Origin of the sequence: Trichlorobacter sp. (genome assembly GCF_034008105.1) — a bacterium.
Classification (GTDB): Bacteria; Desulfobacterota; Desulfuromonadia; order Geobacterales; family Pseudopelobacteraceae; genus Trichlorobacter.
In genome coordinates, this window is the sequence record NZ_JAVEPN010000007.1 from 1 (window position 1) to 16,897 (window position 16,897).

At 59.7% G+C, this 16,897-nt stretch carries 21 protein-coding genes; 17 read left to right on the top strand and 4 right to left on the bottom strand.

Annotated features, from left to right (window positions below):
- From RBQ93_RS05440 to RBQ93_RS05460, 5 genes are all read left to right on the top strand, one after another.
- Window positions 1-921, top strand: a 921-nt coding sequence (locus tag RBQ93_RS05440) for a glycosyltransferase (RefSeq protein WP_320371029.1), incomplete at its 5' end; no start/stop codon positions are given.
- The gene (locus RBQ93_RS05445; RefSeq protein ID WP_320371030.1) at window positions 918-1,892 is read left to right on the top strand and encodes an NAD(P)-dependent oxidoreductase; all 975 of its coding nucleotides are present in this window, start codon (window positions 918-920) and stop codon (window positions 1,890-1,892) included. The genes RBQ93_RS05440 and RBQ93_RS05445, both read left to right, overlap by 4 nt.
- Window positions 1,893-1,934: 42 nt before the next feature.
- A complete protein-coding gene (locus RBQ93_RS05450) occupies window positions 1,935-3,302 on the top strand; it encodes a sugar transferase (RefSeq protein ID WP_320371031.1) in 1,368 nt (455 codons plus the stop codon).
- An 87-nt stretch (window positions 3,303-3,389) separates the two neighbouring features.
- Window positions 3,390-4,151 carry a Wzz/FepE/Etk N-terminal domain-containing protein gene (locus RBQ93_RS05455; protein ID WP_320371032.1) on the top strand — a complete coding sequence of 254 codons (762 nt, stop codon included), beginning with the start codon at window positions 3,390-3,392 and terminating at the stop codon, window positions 4,149-4,151.
- 238 nt (window positions 4,152-4,389) lie between these two features.
- Window positions 4,390-4,623 carry a hypothetical protein gene (locus RBQ93_RS05460; RefSeq protein WP_320371033.1) on the top strand — a complete coding sequence of 78 codons (234 nt, stop codon included), beginning with the start codon at window positions 4,390-4,392 and terminating at the stop codon, window positions 4,621-4,623.
- Between the two features lie 78 nt (window positions 4,624-4,701).
- On the opposite strand, the gene RBQ93_RS05465 is transcribed toward RBQ93_RS05460, so the two are convergent.
- The 4 genes from RBQ93_RS05465 to RBQ93_RS05480 all read right to left on the bottom strand — a co-directional run bounded on the left by RBQ93_RS05465 (window position 4,702) and on the right by RBQ93_RS05480 (window position 7,693).
- On the bottom strand, window positions 4,702-5,091 hold the full coding sequence (locus RBQ93_RS05465) for an exosortase system-associated protein, TIGR04073 family (protein ID WP_320371034.1): 390 nt from the start codon (window positions 5,089-5,091) through the stop codon (window positions 4,702-4,704).
- A 164-nt stretch (window positions 5,092-5,255) separates the two neighbouring features.
- Complete coding sequence (locus RBQ93_RS05470) at window positions 5,256-5,852, bottom strand: peroxiredoxin (protein ID WP_320371035.1); 597 nt, start codon at window positions 5,850-5,852, stop codon at window positions 5,256-5,258.
- Window positions 5,853-5,955: 103 nt separating this feature from the next.
- The gene (locus RBQ93_RS05475) at window positions 5,956-7,410 is read right to left on the bottom strand and encodes a phospholipase D-like domain-containing protein (RefSeq protein WP_320371036.1); all 1,455 of its coding nucleotides are present in this window, start codon (window positions 7,408-7,410) and stop codon (window positions 5,956-5,958) included.
- Window positions 7,394-7,693, bottom strand: a complete 300-nt coding sequence (locus RBQ93_RS05480) for a Rieske (2Fe-2S) protein (protein WP_320371038.1) — start codon at window positions 7,691-7,693, stop codon at window positions 7,394-7,396. The genes RBQ93_RS05475 and RBQ93_RS05480 overlap by 17 nt, the downstream gene beginning before the upstream one ends.
- A 353-nt stretch (window positions 7,694-8,046) precedes the next feature.
- Between RBQ93_RS05480 and RBQ93_RS05485 the strand changes: the two genes are divergently transcribed.
- The 12 genes from RBQ93_RS05485 (at window position 8,047) to asd (ending at window position 16,887) form a co-directional block, all read left to right on the top strand.
- A complete protein-coding gene (locus RBQ93_RS05485; protein ID WP_320371039.1) occupies window positions 8,047-8,385 on the top strand; it encodes a P-II family nitrogen regulator in 339 nt (112 codons plus the stop codon).
- Window positions 8,386-8,430: 45 nt separating this feature from the next.
- Window positions 8,431-9,846 (top strand): ammonium transporter, encoded by a 1,416-nt coding sequence (locus tag RBQ93_RS05490; protein ID WP_320371040.1) that lies wholly within the window; start codon window positions 8,431-8,433, stop codon window positions 9,844-9,846.
- Between the two features lie 131 nt (window positions 9,847-9,977).
- Entirely contained in the window at window positions 9,978-10,211 is a 234-nt protein-coding gene (locus RBQ93_RS05495) for a CopG family transcriptional regulator (RefSeq protein ID WP_320371041.1), read from the top strand.
- A complete protein-coding gene (locus tag RBQ93_RS05500; RefSeq protein ID WP_320371042.1) occupies window positions 10,198-10,461 on the top strand; it encodes a type II toxin-antitoxin system RelE/ParE family toxin in 264 nt (87 codons plus the stop codon). Before RBQ93_RS05495 ends, RBQ93_RS05500 begins: the two co-directional genes overlap by 14 nt.
- 103 nt (window positions 10,462-10,564) lie before the next feature.
- A complete protein-coding gene (locus RBQ93_RS05505) occupies window positions 10,565-11,005 on the top strand; it encodes an RNA-binding protein (protein WP_320371043.1) in 441 nt (146 codons plus the stop codon).
- 2 nt (window positions 11,006-11,007) lie between these two features.
- A complete protein-coding gene (locus RBQ93_RS05510) occupies window positions 11,008-11,265 on the top strand; it encodes a YkgJ family cysteine cluster protein (RefSeq protein WP_320371044.1) in 258 nt (85 codons plus the stop codon).
- 29 nt (window positions 11,266-11,294) lie between these two features.
- The gene (locus RBQ93_RS05515) at window positions 11,295-12,050 is read left to right on the top strand and encodes a DUF169 domain-containing protein (protein WP_320371045.1); all 756 of its coding nucleotides are present in this window, start codon (window positions 11,295-11,297) and stop codon (window positions 12,048-12,050) included.
- Entirely contained in the window at window positions 12,047-12,376 is a 330-nt protein-coding gene (locus RBQ93_RS05520; RefSeq protein ID WP_320371046.1) for a hypothetical protein, read from the top strand. The genes RBQ93_RS05515 and RBQ93_RS05520 overlap by 4 nt, the downstream gene beginning before the upstream one ends.
- Entirely contained in the window at window positions 12,373-13,122 is a 750-nt protein-coding gene (locus RBQ93_RS05525) for an acyl-[acyl-carrier-protein] thioesterase (protein ID WP_320371047.1), read from the top strand. The genes RBQ93_RS05520 and RBQ93_RS05525 overlap by 4 nt, the downstream gene beginning before the upstream one ends.
- A 129-nt stretch (window positions 13,123-13,251) precedes the next feature.
- Window positions 13,252-14,418, top strand: a complete 1,167-nt coding sequence (gene metK / locus RBQ93_RS05530; RefSeq protein ID WP_320371048.1) for a methionine adenosyltransferase — start codon at window positions 13,252-13,254, stop codon at window positions 14,416-14,418.
- 245 nt (window positions 14,419-14,663) lie between these two features.
- Window positions 14,664-15,755 carry a 3-isopropylmalate dehydrogenase gene (gene leuB / locus RBQ93_RS05535; RefSeq protein ID WP_320371049.1) on the top strand — a complete coding sequence of 364 codons (1,092 nt, stop codon included), beginning with the start codon at window positions 14,664-14,666 and terminating at the stop codon, window positions 15,753-15,755.
- 31 nt (window positions 15,756-15,786) lie between these two features.
- Window positions 15,787-16,887: an aspartate-semialdehyde dehydrogenase gene (gene asd / locus RBQ93_RS05540; RefSeq protein ID WP_320371050.1), complete on the top strand. Its 1,101-nt coding sequence runs from the start codon at window positions 15,787-15,789 to the stop codon at window positions 16,885-16,887.
- The last annotated feature ends 10 nt before the right edge of the window (window positions 16,888-16,897 follow it).

The window sequence follows — 16,897 nt, forward strand, 5'->3', positions numbered from 1 at the left end:
CCAAAAGCCGCCAAGAAATATCAAAGTTATCTCCCGCTTATGCCGATTGCCCTTGAACAGCTTGATCTGCGCGGTTACGACCTCGTCATCAGCAGTGAATCTGGCCCGGCAAAGGGTGTGATCGTCTCGCCTGGTACACCGCATATCTGTTACTGTCATACTCCCATGCGCTATGCCTGGGACATGTACCACGATTATCTGGAGAATGCTGGTCGTATAACTCGCCTGCTCATGCCGCCGCTGATTCACTATCTTCGGTTGTGGGACCTTGCTTCCGCTGCACGTGTAGATCATTTTGTTGCCAACTCCGCCTTCGTCGCTAAACGGATTGAAAAGCATTACCGTCGCAATGCCGTGGTTATTAATCCGCCGGTATCTGCTGTTGACTTTTCGATTTCAGAACAAACTGAAGATTTTTACCTGATGGTGGGGCAGTTGGTGCGCTACAAAAGAACTGACCTTGCTGTCGAGGCCTTTAACCTGTCAGGCAAACGTTTGATCATAATCGGTGATGGCGAGCAGTACGAAGATCTCAAACGTATGGCTGCTCCCAATGTGACCGTAATGGGTCGCCAACCATTTTCTGTGATTCGCGAACACTACAGCAAGTGCAAGGCCCTCATTTTCCCCGGCGTTGAGGACTTTGGTATCGTGCCTTTGGAGGCTATGGCTTCTGGCCGCCCGGTGATCGCCTACCGTAAGGGTGGTGCTCTTGAGACCGTTGTCGAAGGTGTAACCGGTCTCTTTTTTGATCAACAAACTCCAGAAGCCCTGAATGATGCAGTTGCGGCATTTGAGTCAATGCATGAAATATTTGATGCTCATGCTATTCGTAACCATGCCCTGAGCTTTGATAAAGAAGCCTTCAAAAGAAAATTCATGGATTATGTGGATTCTGTCCTGAAAGGTAAGCAAGCGTGAATAGATTCACCATCTTTGGCGGCTCCGGTTTCATCGGCAGCCATCTTGTCCGAGAACTACAGCAGCGCGGTATTACCGACATAACCATTGCGGACATAGAGGCACCAAATCGTGGCACCATGTTTAAGGGCACCCGATATGTGCACTGCGATGTGCGCGAGCCGATACCGGCTAACCTTATTTCCAGCCCGGCAACGGTGGTCAATCTAGCAGCGGTGCATCGCACGCCGGGGCATCCCGATCACGAGTATTTCGACACCAACGTCAAGGGGGCTCAAAACATTACCCGCTTCTGCGAGGAAACCGGCTCAACTACCCTTTGGTTCACCAGTTCCATAGCCGTGTACGGCCCCACCGAAGAACCCAAGAGTGAGTCATCAATCCTGGAGCCGAACTCGGCCTACGGCAAATCTAAATTTGAAGCCGAAGAGATTCAGCGTGCTTGGCAGGCAAAGGCTGCTGACCGCAAGCTGGTAATCACGCGGCCGGCCGTCATCTTTGGCCGGGGTGAAAATGGCAACTTCACCAAGCTGGCCAAGGCCCTCAAGAAAGGGCTGTTCGCTTATCCCGGCCGAAACGACACCATCAAGGGATGCGGCTACGTTGAGGACCTGGTGGCTAGTCTGTTTTTCATGAACGACCAACCAGAGGCATCGCTGCTGTACAACTTCTGTTACCCGCACCAGTACACCATCAAGGATATCTGCGAGACCTTCGGCAAGGTGGCCGGCTACCGCAAACCACTGGGCACGATCCCTCTGCCTTTGATGGTAAACGCCGCCAGGCCGTTTCAACTGCTGAATGCCCTGGGCCTTAAAAACGGCATCCATCCGGCGCGGATGTACAAACTGGTTAAATCTACCAACATCATTCCAGTCGAGCTGGTCAAACGCGGCTATCCCTACCGCACCGACCTGGAAGAGGGCCTGCGGCGCTGGCTAGCCGATGAACCGGCGGGGGAGTTTGTGTAGCTGCTGCTGGACATCTGCTCCAGTTATGCTAGATTGCCATCCATGCTGAAACAACAGGCCCGACTCCTCACCGGTATTGCGATCACCCTTGACCTGCTGCTTGTCTTTGGCAGTTTTCTTACGGCCTTTTACTTGCGCCACCCCTATCTGACAAACCGTGAGCTGAACGATTATTTCTGGTTTCTGCTACTGGCCCTGCCGCTCTGGTTTGGCGCACTCTATGCCAGCGGTATATATGGATCGCTGCGCACCCGCACTATCTGGTCTTTTTTGACCGCTCTGCTCAAGGCCTACGTAATTGCAGGCTGCATAGCTGCTGCCGCCATCTTCATCTTCGATCCGCACACCTTCAGCCGTTTGCTGTTCTTTTGGTTCATAGTGATCTCCTTTGTCGCGATTGCAACCGGCAAGCTATTCATCCGCCTGTTTTTGTCGCTTATACGACAGCGGGGGCTGAATACCCGCGACATCCTGCTGGTGGGCGACGGTCTTAAGGCCCAACAGATGCGAGAGTTGATCGAACTGCACGCATGTTGGGGAATGCGGCTCGTGGATACGATCACCTGTGCTGGCCCCGCCTGCAACATTATTGACTACTGCAAAAAGCATACGGTGGATGAGGTCGTGTTCTGTTTGCCAGCCACGGAGATGGCCCGTATTGAACAGTATGTGACCGAGCTGGACCAGTTGGGGGTCACTTCGCGGATGGTGCTCGATCTGGTGGATTTCCCGGCGCACCGCCAGGAAGTTTCCTTATTTCACGACACCCTGCCGATGCTCAGCTTTTACGCAAAGGCGTTCAGCGCCCCACAGCTGCTGGCCAAACGTTTTTTGGATATTGCTGGAGCGCTGGTGGGCCTGCTGTTTTTTGGGCTGATGTACCCTTTTGTAGCACTGGCCATTAAGCTTGAATCACCCGGCCCGATCTTTTTCGGCCAGCTGCGGCTCGGCGAACAGGGCCGGCCGTTCCGCTGCTGGAAGCTGCGCTCAATGATTGTGGATGCGGAGCAGCACAAGCAGGATCTGATGGCCCACAATGAGATGAACGGTCAGATGTTCAAGATCAAGGATGATCCGCGGGTGACCAGGGTAGGCCGTTTTATCCGCAAGACCAGCATCGATGAATTCCCGCAGTTCTGGAATGTGCTCAAAGGGGAGATGAGCCTGGTGGGAACCCGCCCGCCCACGCCGGACGAAGTTGCCAACTACGAGGACTGGCACCGCAAACGAATCTGCATCAAGCCCGGGATCACCGGACTGTGGCAGGTGAGTGGCCGCAATCAGATCCAGGATTTTGACGAGGTGGCCCGGCTGGATATCCGTTACGTGGAAAACTGGAGTATCTGGCTGGATATCAAGATACTGTTCCAGACCCTGTGGGTGGTAACCCTGGGTAGAGGGGCGAGTTAGAGCTAGGCGAACTGCCGAGAGACACACAGATGGTTCTGGTTAACACCTGTTGTTTACACGATACAAACTTTAAAAATGGAAGGGTCCATGACAACTGAACATCAACTAACCCCTATCGCTGACGATGAGATCAACCTGCTGGACCTCCTGTTGGTGCTGGCCCGACGTTGGCGCATGATCGCCACCACTACCCTGTTTGCTGCACTTGCTAGTGCTGCGGTGGCCGTGCTGCTGCCCAACCGCTATCAGGCTACTGCCAAGGTGATAGCCCTGCAACGCCAGGCTATTCAGCCGATCGGCGCCGCCTTCACGGGTGAGAAGGCAACCGTTGGTGTTCAGAAGCTACCATTAATGCCGGTTAAGCAGCCGGTCTTGGAGGACATACTCAATTCGGACCGTTTGATGCTGATAGTAAGCAACCAGTTTCACTTCCCGTCACTCAAGGCATTTAAAAAGCAGTACGAAGTGAAGGGCGCCAAAAGCGGCACGATTGAGGTGAGTGCTGAGGATGCTGACCCCAAGCGTGCCGCTGCCATCGCCAATGCGGCTGTGGCTGAATTGGGTCGCACAGCTTATTCACTTAATCTTGTTGTGTCGCCCGAGATTAACGCCGAGCATGATCTTGGAAAGATTGGCAGCACGGTGACAACCGCGATCAAGCTGCTGGAGCCCGCAACGCCGCCCTTGGAGAAGGCCAAACCCAAGCGGACGCTGATTGTGGTGCTGGTCAGCGCAGCAACACTGTTTGCCTCTATAATGCTTGCGTTCATGCTGGAGGCGCTGGGCAACCTGCAGCAGGATGACCGTAAACGTTGGGATGATATTAAGCGGGCTTTTAAGGGGCGCTAATGATTTAAAGGATGACAAGGCACGACTTGGTCTCTGGCCATTACGCATAGACAACATGAATGCGCGTAAAAATACCCCATTTCGGGTATCGAAGAACTGATCTGCACCACACCAAAGAAACCAACTGATGGCCATGCGGCAAGTAACCGCATCATAGCTGCATGTTGCAGGCGCTGACGCTGTTTGGCACATTCCCTGCTCTTAAGGCTGTTACAAATTTCCTTAGGAGGATGTACCCATGAAAAAGATCATTGCTTCCCTGATCGCCACTGTTGCTTTCGCTTCTTTCGCTTTCGCCGCCGGCCACGAGGCACCTAAGGCTGCTGCTCCTGCCGCTGCTCCTGCTGCCGCTGCTGCTCCGGCTGCTGAGAAGGCCCCTGCCAAGAAGAAGGTAGTTAAGAAGAAGGCGGTCAAGAAAGAGGCTGCCAAGCCTGCTGAAGCTGCTGCTCCGGCTGCTCCCGCTGCCAAGTAAGTTTGCTGTACAGCGCGCAAAAAGGCCGCATCCTTCGGGATGCGGCCTTTTTTTGTAGAAACGTCGTTGCTGCCTGTGTCAGTGCTGCGGAGCCGGCTCGGTGACCATCGGTTGCGACTCTTTGGCACCCCACCCCTGCCAGACAAACTCCGGCTCGATCATCTCATCGTAATAACCGGGCGCCGGCACCATGAAGAAGACCGTCTCTGCCAGACCGATGATGGCCCGGTAGCCGGTCATCAGGACGCCACCGACCGGCCCGACCAGCACCCCGGGAAAGCCCAGGTCACGGGTCATTAGCACGGTCTGCTTGGGTATCTCGATCGGCGCGGTGACAATGTTGGTGATGCCGCGTCCAAATTTGACCGCCATCTTGCTGGCGATGTTTTCGGGTTGTTGCTCGTTGTTGGCGTGTACCTGCGTGGTGACCAGCAGTACCAGCGCCAGGGCACAGAACAGTCGTTTCATGGCAACTCCTTTGCATTCGCATGGTTTTCGAACGGCTTTAGCTGCTGATCTGAGTGTGTACCACAGCTTGCACGGCTGCGCAAGCGCACGCAGTGCAGAAAAAAACGGCGCTGCCTGTGTGGCAGCGCCGTTCGTTCGTTTGTGCACAGCAGTCGACAGCCGTCTTAGTTGCCATGCTTGGCCAGGTAGGAGGCCACCCCTTCGGCGGTGGGCTTCATCGCCTCGTCACCCTGCTGCCAGTTGGCCGGACAAACCTCGCCGTGGGTGTCGGTGAACTGCAGGGCATCCAGCATCCGCAGGGCCTCATCAACGCTGCGCCCCAACGGCAGGTCGTTGATCACGCAGTGACGCACGACGCCCTTGGGATCGATCAGGAAAAGGCCACGCAGGGCCACCTTGTCGCCCAAGAGGATGCCGTAGTCGCGGGAGATCTGTTTGGTCAGGTCTTCCACCATCGGGAACTGTACGTTGCCGATACCGCCGTCCTCAAGCTTGGTATTTTTCCAGGCCAGGTGGGTAAACTTGGAGTCGATCGATACGGTGAGCACCTCGCAGTTACGCTTTTTGAACTCGTCCAGCTTCTTGTTGAAGGCCAGGATCTCGGACGGACAGACAAAGGTGAAGTCCAGCGGATAGAACAGCAGGTAGACGTACTTGCCCTGGTAGCTGGAGAGGGACAGCGGGGCAAAGCTGTTGTCGGGCATGACGGCTTCGGCGGTGAAATCAGGGGCAGGCTTGGTAATCAGGGTGCAAAGGCTCATGGGTATGTTCTCCTTGATTGTGTGAGTTGAGTGCAACGTATGGCAAATTCATACCAGCCCCATCTAACCCTGTCAAGAAGATAAAAGGAGTCTTTTGGTCTTTTTATAGATAGGGCGAGAAGAGGCGCGCCACCCCGTCCCGCAGGCGGATCAGTAGTGGGCGGCCATCCACCTCGGCCAGGGTGACCTGACGGGAGCTGGCCAGGGCCTGATCGAAGTAGCGACCTATGGCGGCGCTAAAGGGCAGGTCAAAGACGCTCAGGTTGAGTTCAAAATTGAGCCGCAGGCTACGGGTGTCCAGATTGGCTGAACCGATCAGGGTCCAGCAGTCATCAACCTGGAACAGTTTGGTGTGATTGAAGGGGGGCTGCTGCTCGTAGATGGTGATGCCGTTTTTGATCAGTTCCCAGTAGGAGGCGCGGCTGGCCCAAGCCACGAAGGGCAGGTTGTTGTGGCCGGGCAGCACCAGCGTGATCTCCACTCCCCGCAGGGCGGCGGTGGTCAGGGCGACGATCATCGGCCGGTCGGGGATGAAGTAGGGGGTCATGATCCGCACCCGCTGTCGGGCAACGGAGAGCGCCCCCATTACGATCCACTCCAGCTTACGAAAGGCTCGATCAGGCCCGTCGCCAATGGCCCGTACCACGGCGCTGCCGCAGGGAGCAAGCGGTGGGAAAAGCCGCGGGTCAGTGGGCAGTTCGCCACTGACGAACTGCCAGTCTTCCAGAAAGATCCGCTGCAGATCGGCCACCACCGGCCCCTGCACGCGGAAATGCAGGTCGCGGGTCGCCTCCTGCGGATCACTCTGCTGGATGCAGTGGCGGCTGCGGATGTTCATGCCGCCGGTGAAGGCGGTGCTGCCGTCGATGATCAGCAACTTGCGGTGGTTGCGCAGATTGATAAACGGTCCCTGTGAGAGCGGCAGGTACAGGCGCAGATCGACGCCGCTGCCGGCCAGCGCCTGCCGCGCAGTCGGCGTGCTGTAACGTTCGCCCAGCGCATCCACCAGCACCCTGACCGCCACCCCTCGCCGGGCAGCAGCAGCCAACGCATCGACAAAACCCCGCCCCACGCCGTCGCCATCAAAGATGTAACTGCTGAGATTGATGGTCTCGCGGGCGGCGTGGATGGCTGCCAACATAACCGGGTAGGCCCCTTCGCCGTTTTCCAACGGTTCGATCCGGTTACCGTCCAGCAGACGGTTGCGCGCCACCCGGTCACCCAGGGCCACCAGATCCCTCAGGTGGACGAACGGAGCGGGCAGCGCCACCGTTGACGGCCCACGGGGGACCGGGTGGTCGTCATGGTGTAGCTGACGGCGGCGACGTTGCCAGCGCCGGGCACGACGGGTGATCCGGTTGATCCCCAGCAGCCAGTAGGCCAATGCTCCCAGCAGCGGCACGGTCAGGCTCAAGGTTACCCAGACCAGGGCCGAACGAGGGTCACGCTTGTGCAGCAGTGCATGGCCGGCCGCCCATAGCCCGCAGACCAGGGCAGCAGCAGCCACCAGCAGCAGAATCAGCTCATCAACGATGGTCTGATCAAGCCAGATCGACAATGATCTCGTCCCCCTCAATGCGCACTGGCCAGCTCTTGAGCACGAATTCGGGGAAGTCCTTGCAGACGCCGCTGCCCAGATCAAAACGATAGCCGTGCCGCGGACAGGACAGATGGCCGTCCTTGATAATGGCACCGGCCAGCGGGGCCCCCTGATGGGGGCACTCGTTCTCAACCGCGTAGATAGTGCCCTTGAAGTTCACGAGCAGGACCTCCTGTCCCTCAACGGTGACCAGTTTTTTCCCCAGACTGGGAACCTCATTCAGCTTTGCAACAACCGGCATGGCGCTACCTCCTTGTGGATGATCGACTCAAACGTTGCCCAAGCTTACCACATCTACGGCCATGGTCAAAAAGCTGTGGCTTGTGCTGTCGCAACAGGCGGACACCTCTCCAGCCTGCCTTTTTTTTAGGCATAAGCCCAACAACAGCACCCCACTACAAATCTCAACATACTGAAATGTAACATTTTTCAAAACTGGCACGGTCGATGCTCATCAGTAGGCCAGACAGGCACTGCCACAGACGCGCTGTCCTCCTTGGTGCCGAGGGCGTCAGGCCCCCGGATTTTTTGAACACCACACAACACACGTTGCAGCATAGCAGGCACCATACCCAAAAAAGGGAGGCCACCACCATGAAACTGGTAGCAGCGATTATCAAGCCGTTCAAACTGGACGAGGTAAAGGATGCCCTGCACGAGATCGGCATCGAGGGGATCACCGTCAGCGAGGTGAAAGGGTTCGGTCGTCAAAAGGGCCATACCGAACTGTACCGGGGGGCCGAGTATGTGGTGGATTTCATCCCCAAGGTGAAGCTGGAGATCGCCGTGGCGGACGAACTGCTGCCCAAGATGCTGGAGACGATTCAGAACGCCGCCAAGACCGGCCGGATCGGCGACGGCAAGATCTTTGTGCTGCCCCTGGAAGAGGCGATCAGGATCCGCACCGGCGAGACCGGCGGCGAAGCGATCTAACCCAGACAACTACCTATCACTGAACCACGATACAGGAGGTCCGTCATGAAACTGAAGCACACACTTACCGCAGCACTGTTTGCCCTGGTCACCGGCCTGGTGGCTGTACCGGCCATGGCCGAGGAACCCAAGGACGCTCCGGTCGCTGCCGTTGCCGCTGAGGCAGCAACCACACCAGCCGACGCTCCGGCAGCAGCAGAGGCGGCTGTTCCAGCTGCCCCGGAAAACCCGGCCCCGGTCTTTAACGGCGCCGACACCGCCTGGATGTTGATCTCGTCGGCCCTGGTGCTGCTGATGATTCCAGGCCTGGCACTGTTCTACGGCGGCATGGTCCGTTCCAAGAACGTACTGTCCACCATGATGCACTCCTTTGTCGCCATGGGGATCGTGGGGGTACAGTGGGTGGTGGTCGGCTACACGCTGGCCTTTGGCGATGATGTCGGCGGCGGCCTGCTGGGTAAACTGAACAAGTTCATGCTGAACGGTATCACCCCGGACAGCCTGTTCCAGTTCGTGGCCTCTTCGGCCAACGCCATCCCGGAATATGTCTTTGTGATGTTCCAGGGTATGTTCGCCATGATCACCATAGCCCTGATCTCCGGCGCCCTGGCCGAACGGATCAAGTTCAGCGCCTACTGCCTGTTCGCCCTGCTCTGGACCACCCTGGTCTACGATCCGATCGCCCACTGGGTCTGGGGACCCGGCGGCTGGTTGCTGGGGATGGGGGCCCTTGACTTCGCCGGCGGCACCGTGGTGCACCTTTCCTCCGGTATCTCGGCCCTGGCAGTGCTGCTGTTCCTGGGTAAACGGCACGGCTTCCCCACTGAGCGGATGGCCCCCCACAGCCTGCCGCTGACCCTGCTGGGTGTTGGTCTGCTCTGGTTCGGCTGGTTCGGCTTCAACGCCGGTAGCGCGGTATCTGCCAACGGTACTGCTGCCCTGGCCTTTACGACCACCACCGTGGCTCCGGCCGCCGCTGGTCTGGCCTGGATGATTGCCGAGTGGATGCATTCCGGCAAGCCGTCAGCCCTGGGCTTCGGCTCCGGCGTGGTAGCCGGCCTGGTGGGGATCACCCCGGCCGCCGGTCTGGTAACCCCGGGCGCAGCGATCATCATCGGCGTCGGCGCCGGCCTGATCTGCTACGCTGCCATCCTGATCAAGGCCAAACTGAAGTACGATGACTCGCTGGATGCCTTCGGCGTACACGGGGTAGGCGGCACCTTCGGCGCCATCGCCACCGGCGTGCTGGCCACCGTCGGCGCCAAAGGCCTGATTGCCGGCGAACCGAAGCAGGTAATGGTGCAGATCATCGGTATCGTTGCCGCCGGTGCCTATGCCTTCATCGTCACCGTAGTGATCGCCTACCTGCTGGATAAGACCATCGGTCTGCGGGTGGAGAAGGAAGACGAGATCATGGGCCTGGATCAGACCCAGCATTCGGAGAGCGGCTACAACATGTAGCCCGGACAGGGAATTACACAACCGCCCTTGGCAACAAGGGCGGTTTTTTTATGCCCGATCCCGCATACTAACCACGCGGCGCTTGACGTTATAACGTCATGACGTTATGCTGGTGTATGGAGGAATCAGCCATGAATACTGCCTTGAAACGGGCCACGGTCTATTTTGATCCGTCGATGCACCAGGCACTGCGCCACAAGGCGCTGGAGACATCGCGCTCGGTTTCTGATTTGGTGAATGAAGCGGTACGACAGTCGCTCGCAGAGGATGCTGAGGATCTGGCGGCCTTTGCGGAGCGGGTGCATGAACCGTTGGTCAGCTACGAAAGCATGCTGCAAGAGCTGAAGGCCAATGGCCGCCTATAGTATCTTCTTCCGTGACTCGGTCAGGAGAGATCTGGCAGCCATACCAAAACATGACCTTAGACGGATCATGGAACGGATCGCCTCCCTTGCTGAGCAACCACGACCAGCCGGTTCTGAAAAACTGACCGGCCAGGAGCGCTACCGTATCCGTCAGGGCAATTACCGGATCATCTATTCAGTCCAGGACCACGAACTGACGGTCTGGGTGGTGAAGGCAGGTCATCGCAGAGAGGTGTATCGCCACTCATGAACTGCAGGTATGCGGTAGTGACAGGATCGCACCGCTTTTTGCCGTGACAAAACAGGCTGATGCATGGCAGAGTCCAGACATCAGCAACAGAAGGGAAGCAACCATGGCAAAAGAACTGTATATCGGCCACCTGCCCTACGAGGCCACCAACGACGACCTGCGGCGACTGTTCAGCGTGGCCGGCACGGTCACCTCGGTACATATCATCACCGACCCGATCAGCGGCAAATCCAAGGGCTGCGGCTACGTGCGCATGTCCAGCGAAGAGGAGCTGCAGGAGGCGATCGACTGCCTGGACGGCGCCCTGATGGAGGGACTGCAGATCACGGTCAGCATCGCCCGGCCCCAGAAGCCGCAACCGGCCGGCGGCAGACCAGGTCCGGCCCGCCGCAAAGGTCCAGCGCCCAAGACCGGTGGCTCCCGCAGCAACGAGGGCGCAGCGCAGCGCAAACCAGCGCCTAAAACAGCACAACCGGCCCCACCCGCCACAAAGGCCAGACCAAGCACCAGCCGGGGCCGACGTCCGCCAACCGGCAAGGGCTAACGATGGACTGTCGCACCAGCTGCGCCGCCTGCTGCATCGCCCCATCCATCTCCTCTCCTCTGCCTGGCCTGCCGCAGGGCAAGTCGGCCGGTGTGCCCTGCCCGCAGCTTGATCACCACCTGCGCTGCCTGCTGTTCGGACAGCCCGAGCGACCCGCCGTCTGCGCCAGCCTACAGCCCAACCCAGAGATGTGCGGCACAAGTGCGGCAGAGGCCCTGGCCTGGCTGACTGCACTGGAACAGCAGACCGCTCCGACCTGATGCTCTGACCTGACCAAGGAGGAAACCCGATGGAAACGTTTCTGACAACCGTTCGTGAGACCATTAACCCGGCCACCCAACCGGTGGGGGTCAACCTGGTGCGCGACAGCGCACTGCTGGAGGGGAAGAAGGTCCGGCTGCGCGGCCAGCGCGTAAGTGTCTGCCAGCAGATCGCCTACAGCCGGATGTACGGCTGGTCAACCTGGGCCGACCAGGCCAGCTCCCACTGTGTGCTTGGCGCCGCCTGCGCGGGCATCATCGCCCCGCCGGAGCGGGTACTGAACGGCTCGGTCAATACCGGCATCTACCAGCAGGACCAGGCAGCCGCACAGGCCATGCAGCAACAGATGCCCCGTCTGGCCCCCGGCGTCGCGGGACTGTTGACCTACCCGCTGGCACGGCCGGTGGACGGCTTTACGCCCGATCTGGTCGTGCTGTACGTCAACTCGGCCCAGGCCATGCGGCTGGTGCAGGCCTTCTTGTACCAGCAGGGCGGTGAGTTTGTGATGCGCAGTTCCGGTGACGCCGGGGTCTGCTCAAGGGCCGTGGCCCAGGTGGCCCTGACCAATGAGCCGGCGGTGGAGATCCCCTGTCTGGGAGACCGACGCTTTGCCATGACCCAGGACCACGAGTTGTGCGTCGGCATCCCGGCCAGTTGGCTGGAGCGGACTGCTGTTGGGCTGGCCGCCACCCACAAGGCCGGTATCCGCTACCCGGTGCCGTTCCAGATTCCGGCCAGCTGTGACCTGCCGCCTGACTACATCACCCGCGGGGATGACGCGTGAATCTGTCACCTGAAACCATGCTGTTGACGGCCTTCAGCCTCAACATCGCCTTGATCCTGCTGGACGCCAGTCTGGGCTACCACCTGGCGCCGCACCTGCTGCGCCTGACACCGCAAAGCGAAGACAGCGACCCTGCTGCGGTGGTGCGCAGCATCCGCCGCATGCTGACCGGCGTGGTGACCCTCTACATGTTCTTCAACTGTCTGGCCTACTTCCGTCAGGACAACGCCCTGATGGCGATCGTCAGTGTGCTGATTCTGCTGGATCTGGGTGGCCAGCTCTATGTGCGTTACCGCGTCCGGCACCGGGGAGGGGATACGCCATGAGCGGGCCAGTACTGGAATGCCGTTTCGGGGTACGTTACCACGAGGTGGATCAGCAGGGGGCGGTGCGACTGCCGGTGGTGATGACCTGGCTGCAGGATGCCGGCATTGAGCATGCCACCCAACTGGGAGTGGCGGTACGGGATCTGAGAAAACTGGGGCTAACCTGGGTGCTGTCGCGGCTGACCCTGGAGCTGGAACACTACCCCCGTGGCGCCGAAGAGGTCACGGTACGGACCTGGCCGGTGACCCGCGAGGGACGCTTTTCGATCCGCGACTATCAGCTGTTGAATGCCGCTGGCCAGCAGATCGGCCAGGCCACCACCTCCTGGGCGGTGCTTGACCTGAAGAGCCGCCGCCCGGTCAAGATCGACGACCACCTGCCGCCTTACCCGCTGCGACCGCTGCGGGCGCTGGCCGATCCGTTCAGCACGTTGCCGATGCTGGAACAGTGCAGCTCAGCCCTTGAGCTGCCGGTGCTGCGGGCCGATCTCGATCCGAACCGTCACGTCAACAATACGGTCTATGCCGGCTGGGCCCTGGAGGCGGTGCCGGCCGCGATCGCCGACAGCTGCCAGGTCACCCGCCTGGAGATCGGCTTTCGGGCCGAGGCGCTCTACGGCGACAGGATCCGCTCCTGCTGCGCCCCCCTGCCGGACGATCCCCAGACCCTGCTGCACCGGATCGAGCATGCCGACGACGGCCGAGAGCTGTGCCGGTTGCGCACCAGTTGGCGACAGGCCAGATAACCAACCGCTGACCAAGCATCGGCGGGCCGCTTTTTGGTTGACAGAACCTGCCGTTACTTATAGTCTTTTCGTCTTGTTTTACTCCCTATCATCCCGTTGCGAACGACCAATACGAGGAGACCGCAGACCATGGCCGAGAAGTTCATCTTTACCTCAGAATCCGTATCCGAAGGGCATCCCGACAAGGTTGCCGACCAGATCTCAGACAGCATCCTCGATGCGATCCTGGCCCAGGACCCCAAGGCCCGCGTAGCCTGCGAGACGATGGTGACCACCGGTATGGCCGTGATTGCCGGCGAGATCACCACCAGTGCCGTGATCAACTATGCCGAGATCGTCCGTAACACCATCAAGGAGATCGGCTACTGCGGTTCAGAGATGGGCTTTGACTATGAGACCTGCGCCGTGCTGGTCTCCCTGGACCGCCAGTCACCCGACATCTCCCAGGGCGTTACCGAGGGCGAAGGCCTGTTCAAGGAGCAAGGGGCCGGCGATCAGGGCCTGATGTTCGGCTACGCCTGCAACGAGACCCCGGAGCTGATGCCGATGCCGATCCAGCTCTCCCAGCAACTGCTCAAGCGCCTGGCTGATGTCCGCAAATCAGGGCTGCTGAACTTCCTGCGTCCCGACTCCAAATCGCAGGTATCGGTGGAATACGACAACGGCAAACCGGTGCGGGTCAACACGGTGGTCATCTCCACCCAGCACACCCCGGACGTGACCCAGGAGACCATCCGCGAGGGCGTGATGGACGAGGTGATCAAGAAGGTGATCCCGGCCCACCTGATGGACAGCGAGACCCGCTTCTTCATCAACCCCACCGGCCGCTTTGTGGTGGGTGGCCCGATGGGCGACTGCGGCCTGACCGGCCGCAAGATCATCGTCGACACCTACGGCGGCATGGGTCGCCACGGCGGCGGCGCCTTCTCCGGCAAGGACCCCTCCAAGGTGGACCGTTCCGCCGCTTACATGGGCCGTTATGTGGCCAAAAACCTGGTGGCGGCCGGCCTGTGCGAGCGCTGCGAGGTGCAGGTGGCCTACGCCATCGGCGTGGCCGAGCCGGTCTCGATCATGGTCAACGCCTTCGGCACCGGCGTAGTCTCCGAACACCGCCTGGCTGAACTGGTACGCGAAACCTTTGACATGCGCCCCCGCGCCATCATCGAGCAGCTGGACCTGCTGCGCCCGATCTACAAGAAGACCGCTGCCTACGGCCACTTTGGCCGCGAGCTGCCGGAGTTCACCTGGGAGCGGACCGACAAGGCAGCAGAGCTGAAACAAAAGGCCGGTCTCTAGTTCCGCTTCCATTTTAAGGCGCTAGCTTCGTCGGCTCGTCTGCGGCTCCTCGACGTACTACCGTGTACGCCTGCGTCGCCGCATTCCTCACCGTCTCGCTATCATCCTTAAACTGAAACCGGACAGCTACCATACCGGCAAAAGCAAGGGGCAATCTTGAGAGAGGTGGCCCCTTTTGCGTGAAGATTGACAAAGCTGTTGTGTATACAGTAAGCTAGCGCACTTTTTTGATGGAGGGGTTGAACATGGCGAAGACATACAAGATTGCGGTCCTGCCGGGTGACGGTATCGGACCTGAGGTGATGGCTGAGGCCACCAGGGTGCTGGACGTGATCGGCAAAAAGTACGACGTTACCTTTGAGGGCACCTTTGCCAATGTGGGCGGCGCCGGTATCGACAACGAGGGCAAGGCGCTGCCCCAGACCACCATCGACATCTGCAAAAACAGCGATGCAATCCTGTTCGGCTCCGTCGGGGGCCCCAAATGGGAGACCCTGCCGCCGGACGAACAGCCGGAGCGGGGGGCGCTGTTGCCACTGCGCAAGATCTTCGGTCTCTACGCCAACCTGCGGCCGGCCATCATCTTCCCGTCGCTGACCGGCGCCTCATCGCTGAAGGAAGAGGTAATTGCCGGCGGCTTCAACGTGCTGGTGGTACGGGAGCTGACCGGCGGCATCTACTTCTCCCAGCCCAAAGGGATTGAGGGCGAAGGCCGCAACCGGATCGGCATCGACACCATGAAGTACAGCGTGCCCGAGATCGAGCGGATCACCCATGTGGCCTTCCAGGCCGCCCAGAAGCGGGGCAAGAAGGTCTGCTCCATCGACAAGGCCAACGTGCTTTCCTCCTCGGTACTCTGGCGCGAGATAGTGATCGATATTGCCAAGCAGTACCCCGATGTGGAGCTGACCCACATGTACGTCGACAACGCCGCCATGCAGCTGGTCAAGTGGCCCAAGCAGTTCGACGTGATCCTGTGCGAGAACATGTTCGGCGACATCCTCTCCGACGAGGCGGCCATGCTGACCGGCTCCCTGGGGATGCTACCCTCGGCCTCCCTGGCCGAAGGCACCTTCGGCATGTACGAGCCCTCCGGCGGTTCGGCACCGGACATCGCCGGCCAGGGCATCGCCAACCCGATCGCCCAGATCCTGTCGGCCGGCATGATGCTCAAGTTCTCCTGCGGCATGGTTGATGCGGCCGATGCCATCGACAACGCCGTGGCCAAGGTGCTGGACCAGGGTTACCGCACCCGCGACATCTTCCAGAACAAACCGGGCGAGAAGCTGGTCAATACCAAGGAGATGGGTGACGCGATCATCGCGGCACTTGGCTAATTACAAGAACCCTCACAAAGGAGTGATCACCATGAAAGTAGGTATCGTCGGTTGGCGCGGCATGGTCGGCTCGGTGCTGATGCAACGGATGCAGGAAGAGAACGACTTTGCCCTCGGTTTTGAGCCGGTCTTTTTCTCCACCTCCCAGGCGGGACAGCCTGCCCCGATGAACGCCGGCACCCTGAAGAACGCCGACGACATCGCTGAGCTGAAAAAACTGGACGTGATCATCACCTGCCAGGGGGGGGACTACACCAAGGCAGTGCATCCCGAGCTGCGCAAGCAGGGCTGGACCGGCTACTGGATCGACGCCGCCTCCACCCTGCGGATGGAAGACAACGCCGTAATCATCCTCGATCCGGTCAACCGCAACGTGATCGACAAGGCGCTCGCAAACGGCCAGAAGGATTTTATCGGCGGCAACTGCACCGTCAGTCTGATGCTGATGGCCTTAGGGGGCCTGTTCCGCGCCAATTTGGTGGAATGGATCTCCTCCATGACCTACCAGGCGGCCTCCGGCGCCGGCGCCCCCAACATGCGGGAACTCCTGGCCCAGATGGGAACCCTACAGGGAGTGGTGGCCGAAGAGCTGAAAAACCCCGGTTCCGCCATCCTGGAGATCGACAAGAAAGTGACCGAGACCCTGCGGGACGGCTCCATGCCCACCAAAGAGTTCGGCTTCCCGTTGGCCGGCAACGTGCTGCCCTGGATCGACCGCGAGGTGGATGACGGCCAGAGCCGTGAAGAGCTGAAAGGGTTTCAGGAGACCAACAAGATCCTGGGCACCAGCAGCCCGATCCCGGTGGATGGCATCTGTGTACGGGTTGGCGCCATGCGCTGCCACAGCCAGGCCATCACCATCAAGCTGAACAAGGACCTGCCGCTGGCCGAGATTGAGCAGCTGATTGCCAATGACAACCAGTGGGTCAAGCTGATCCCCAACACCAAGGCCGAGACCCTGGCCGGCCTGACCCCGGCGGCCGTTTCCGGCACCCTGACCGTGCCGATTGGCAGGCTGCGCAAGATGAAGATGGGCCCCCAGTACCTGCAGGCCTTCACCTGCGGCGATCAGCTGCTGTGGGGGGCGGCGGAGCCGTTGCGGCGGATGCTGCGCATCCTGTTGGAGAAGTAGCCTCACCTAG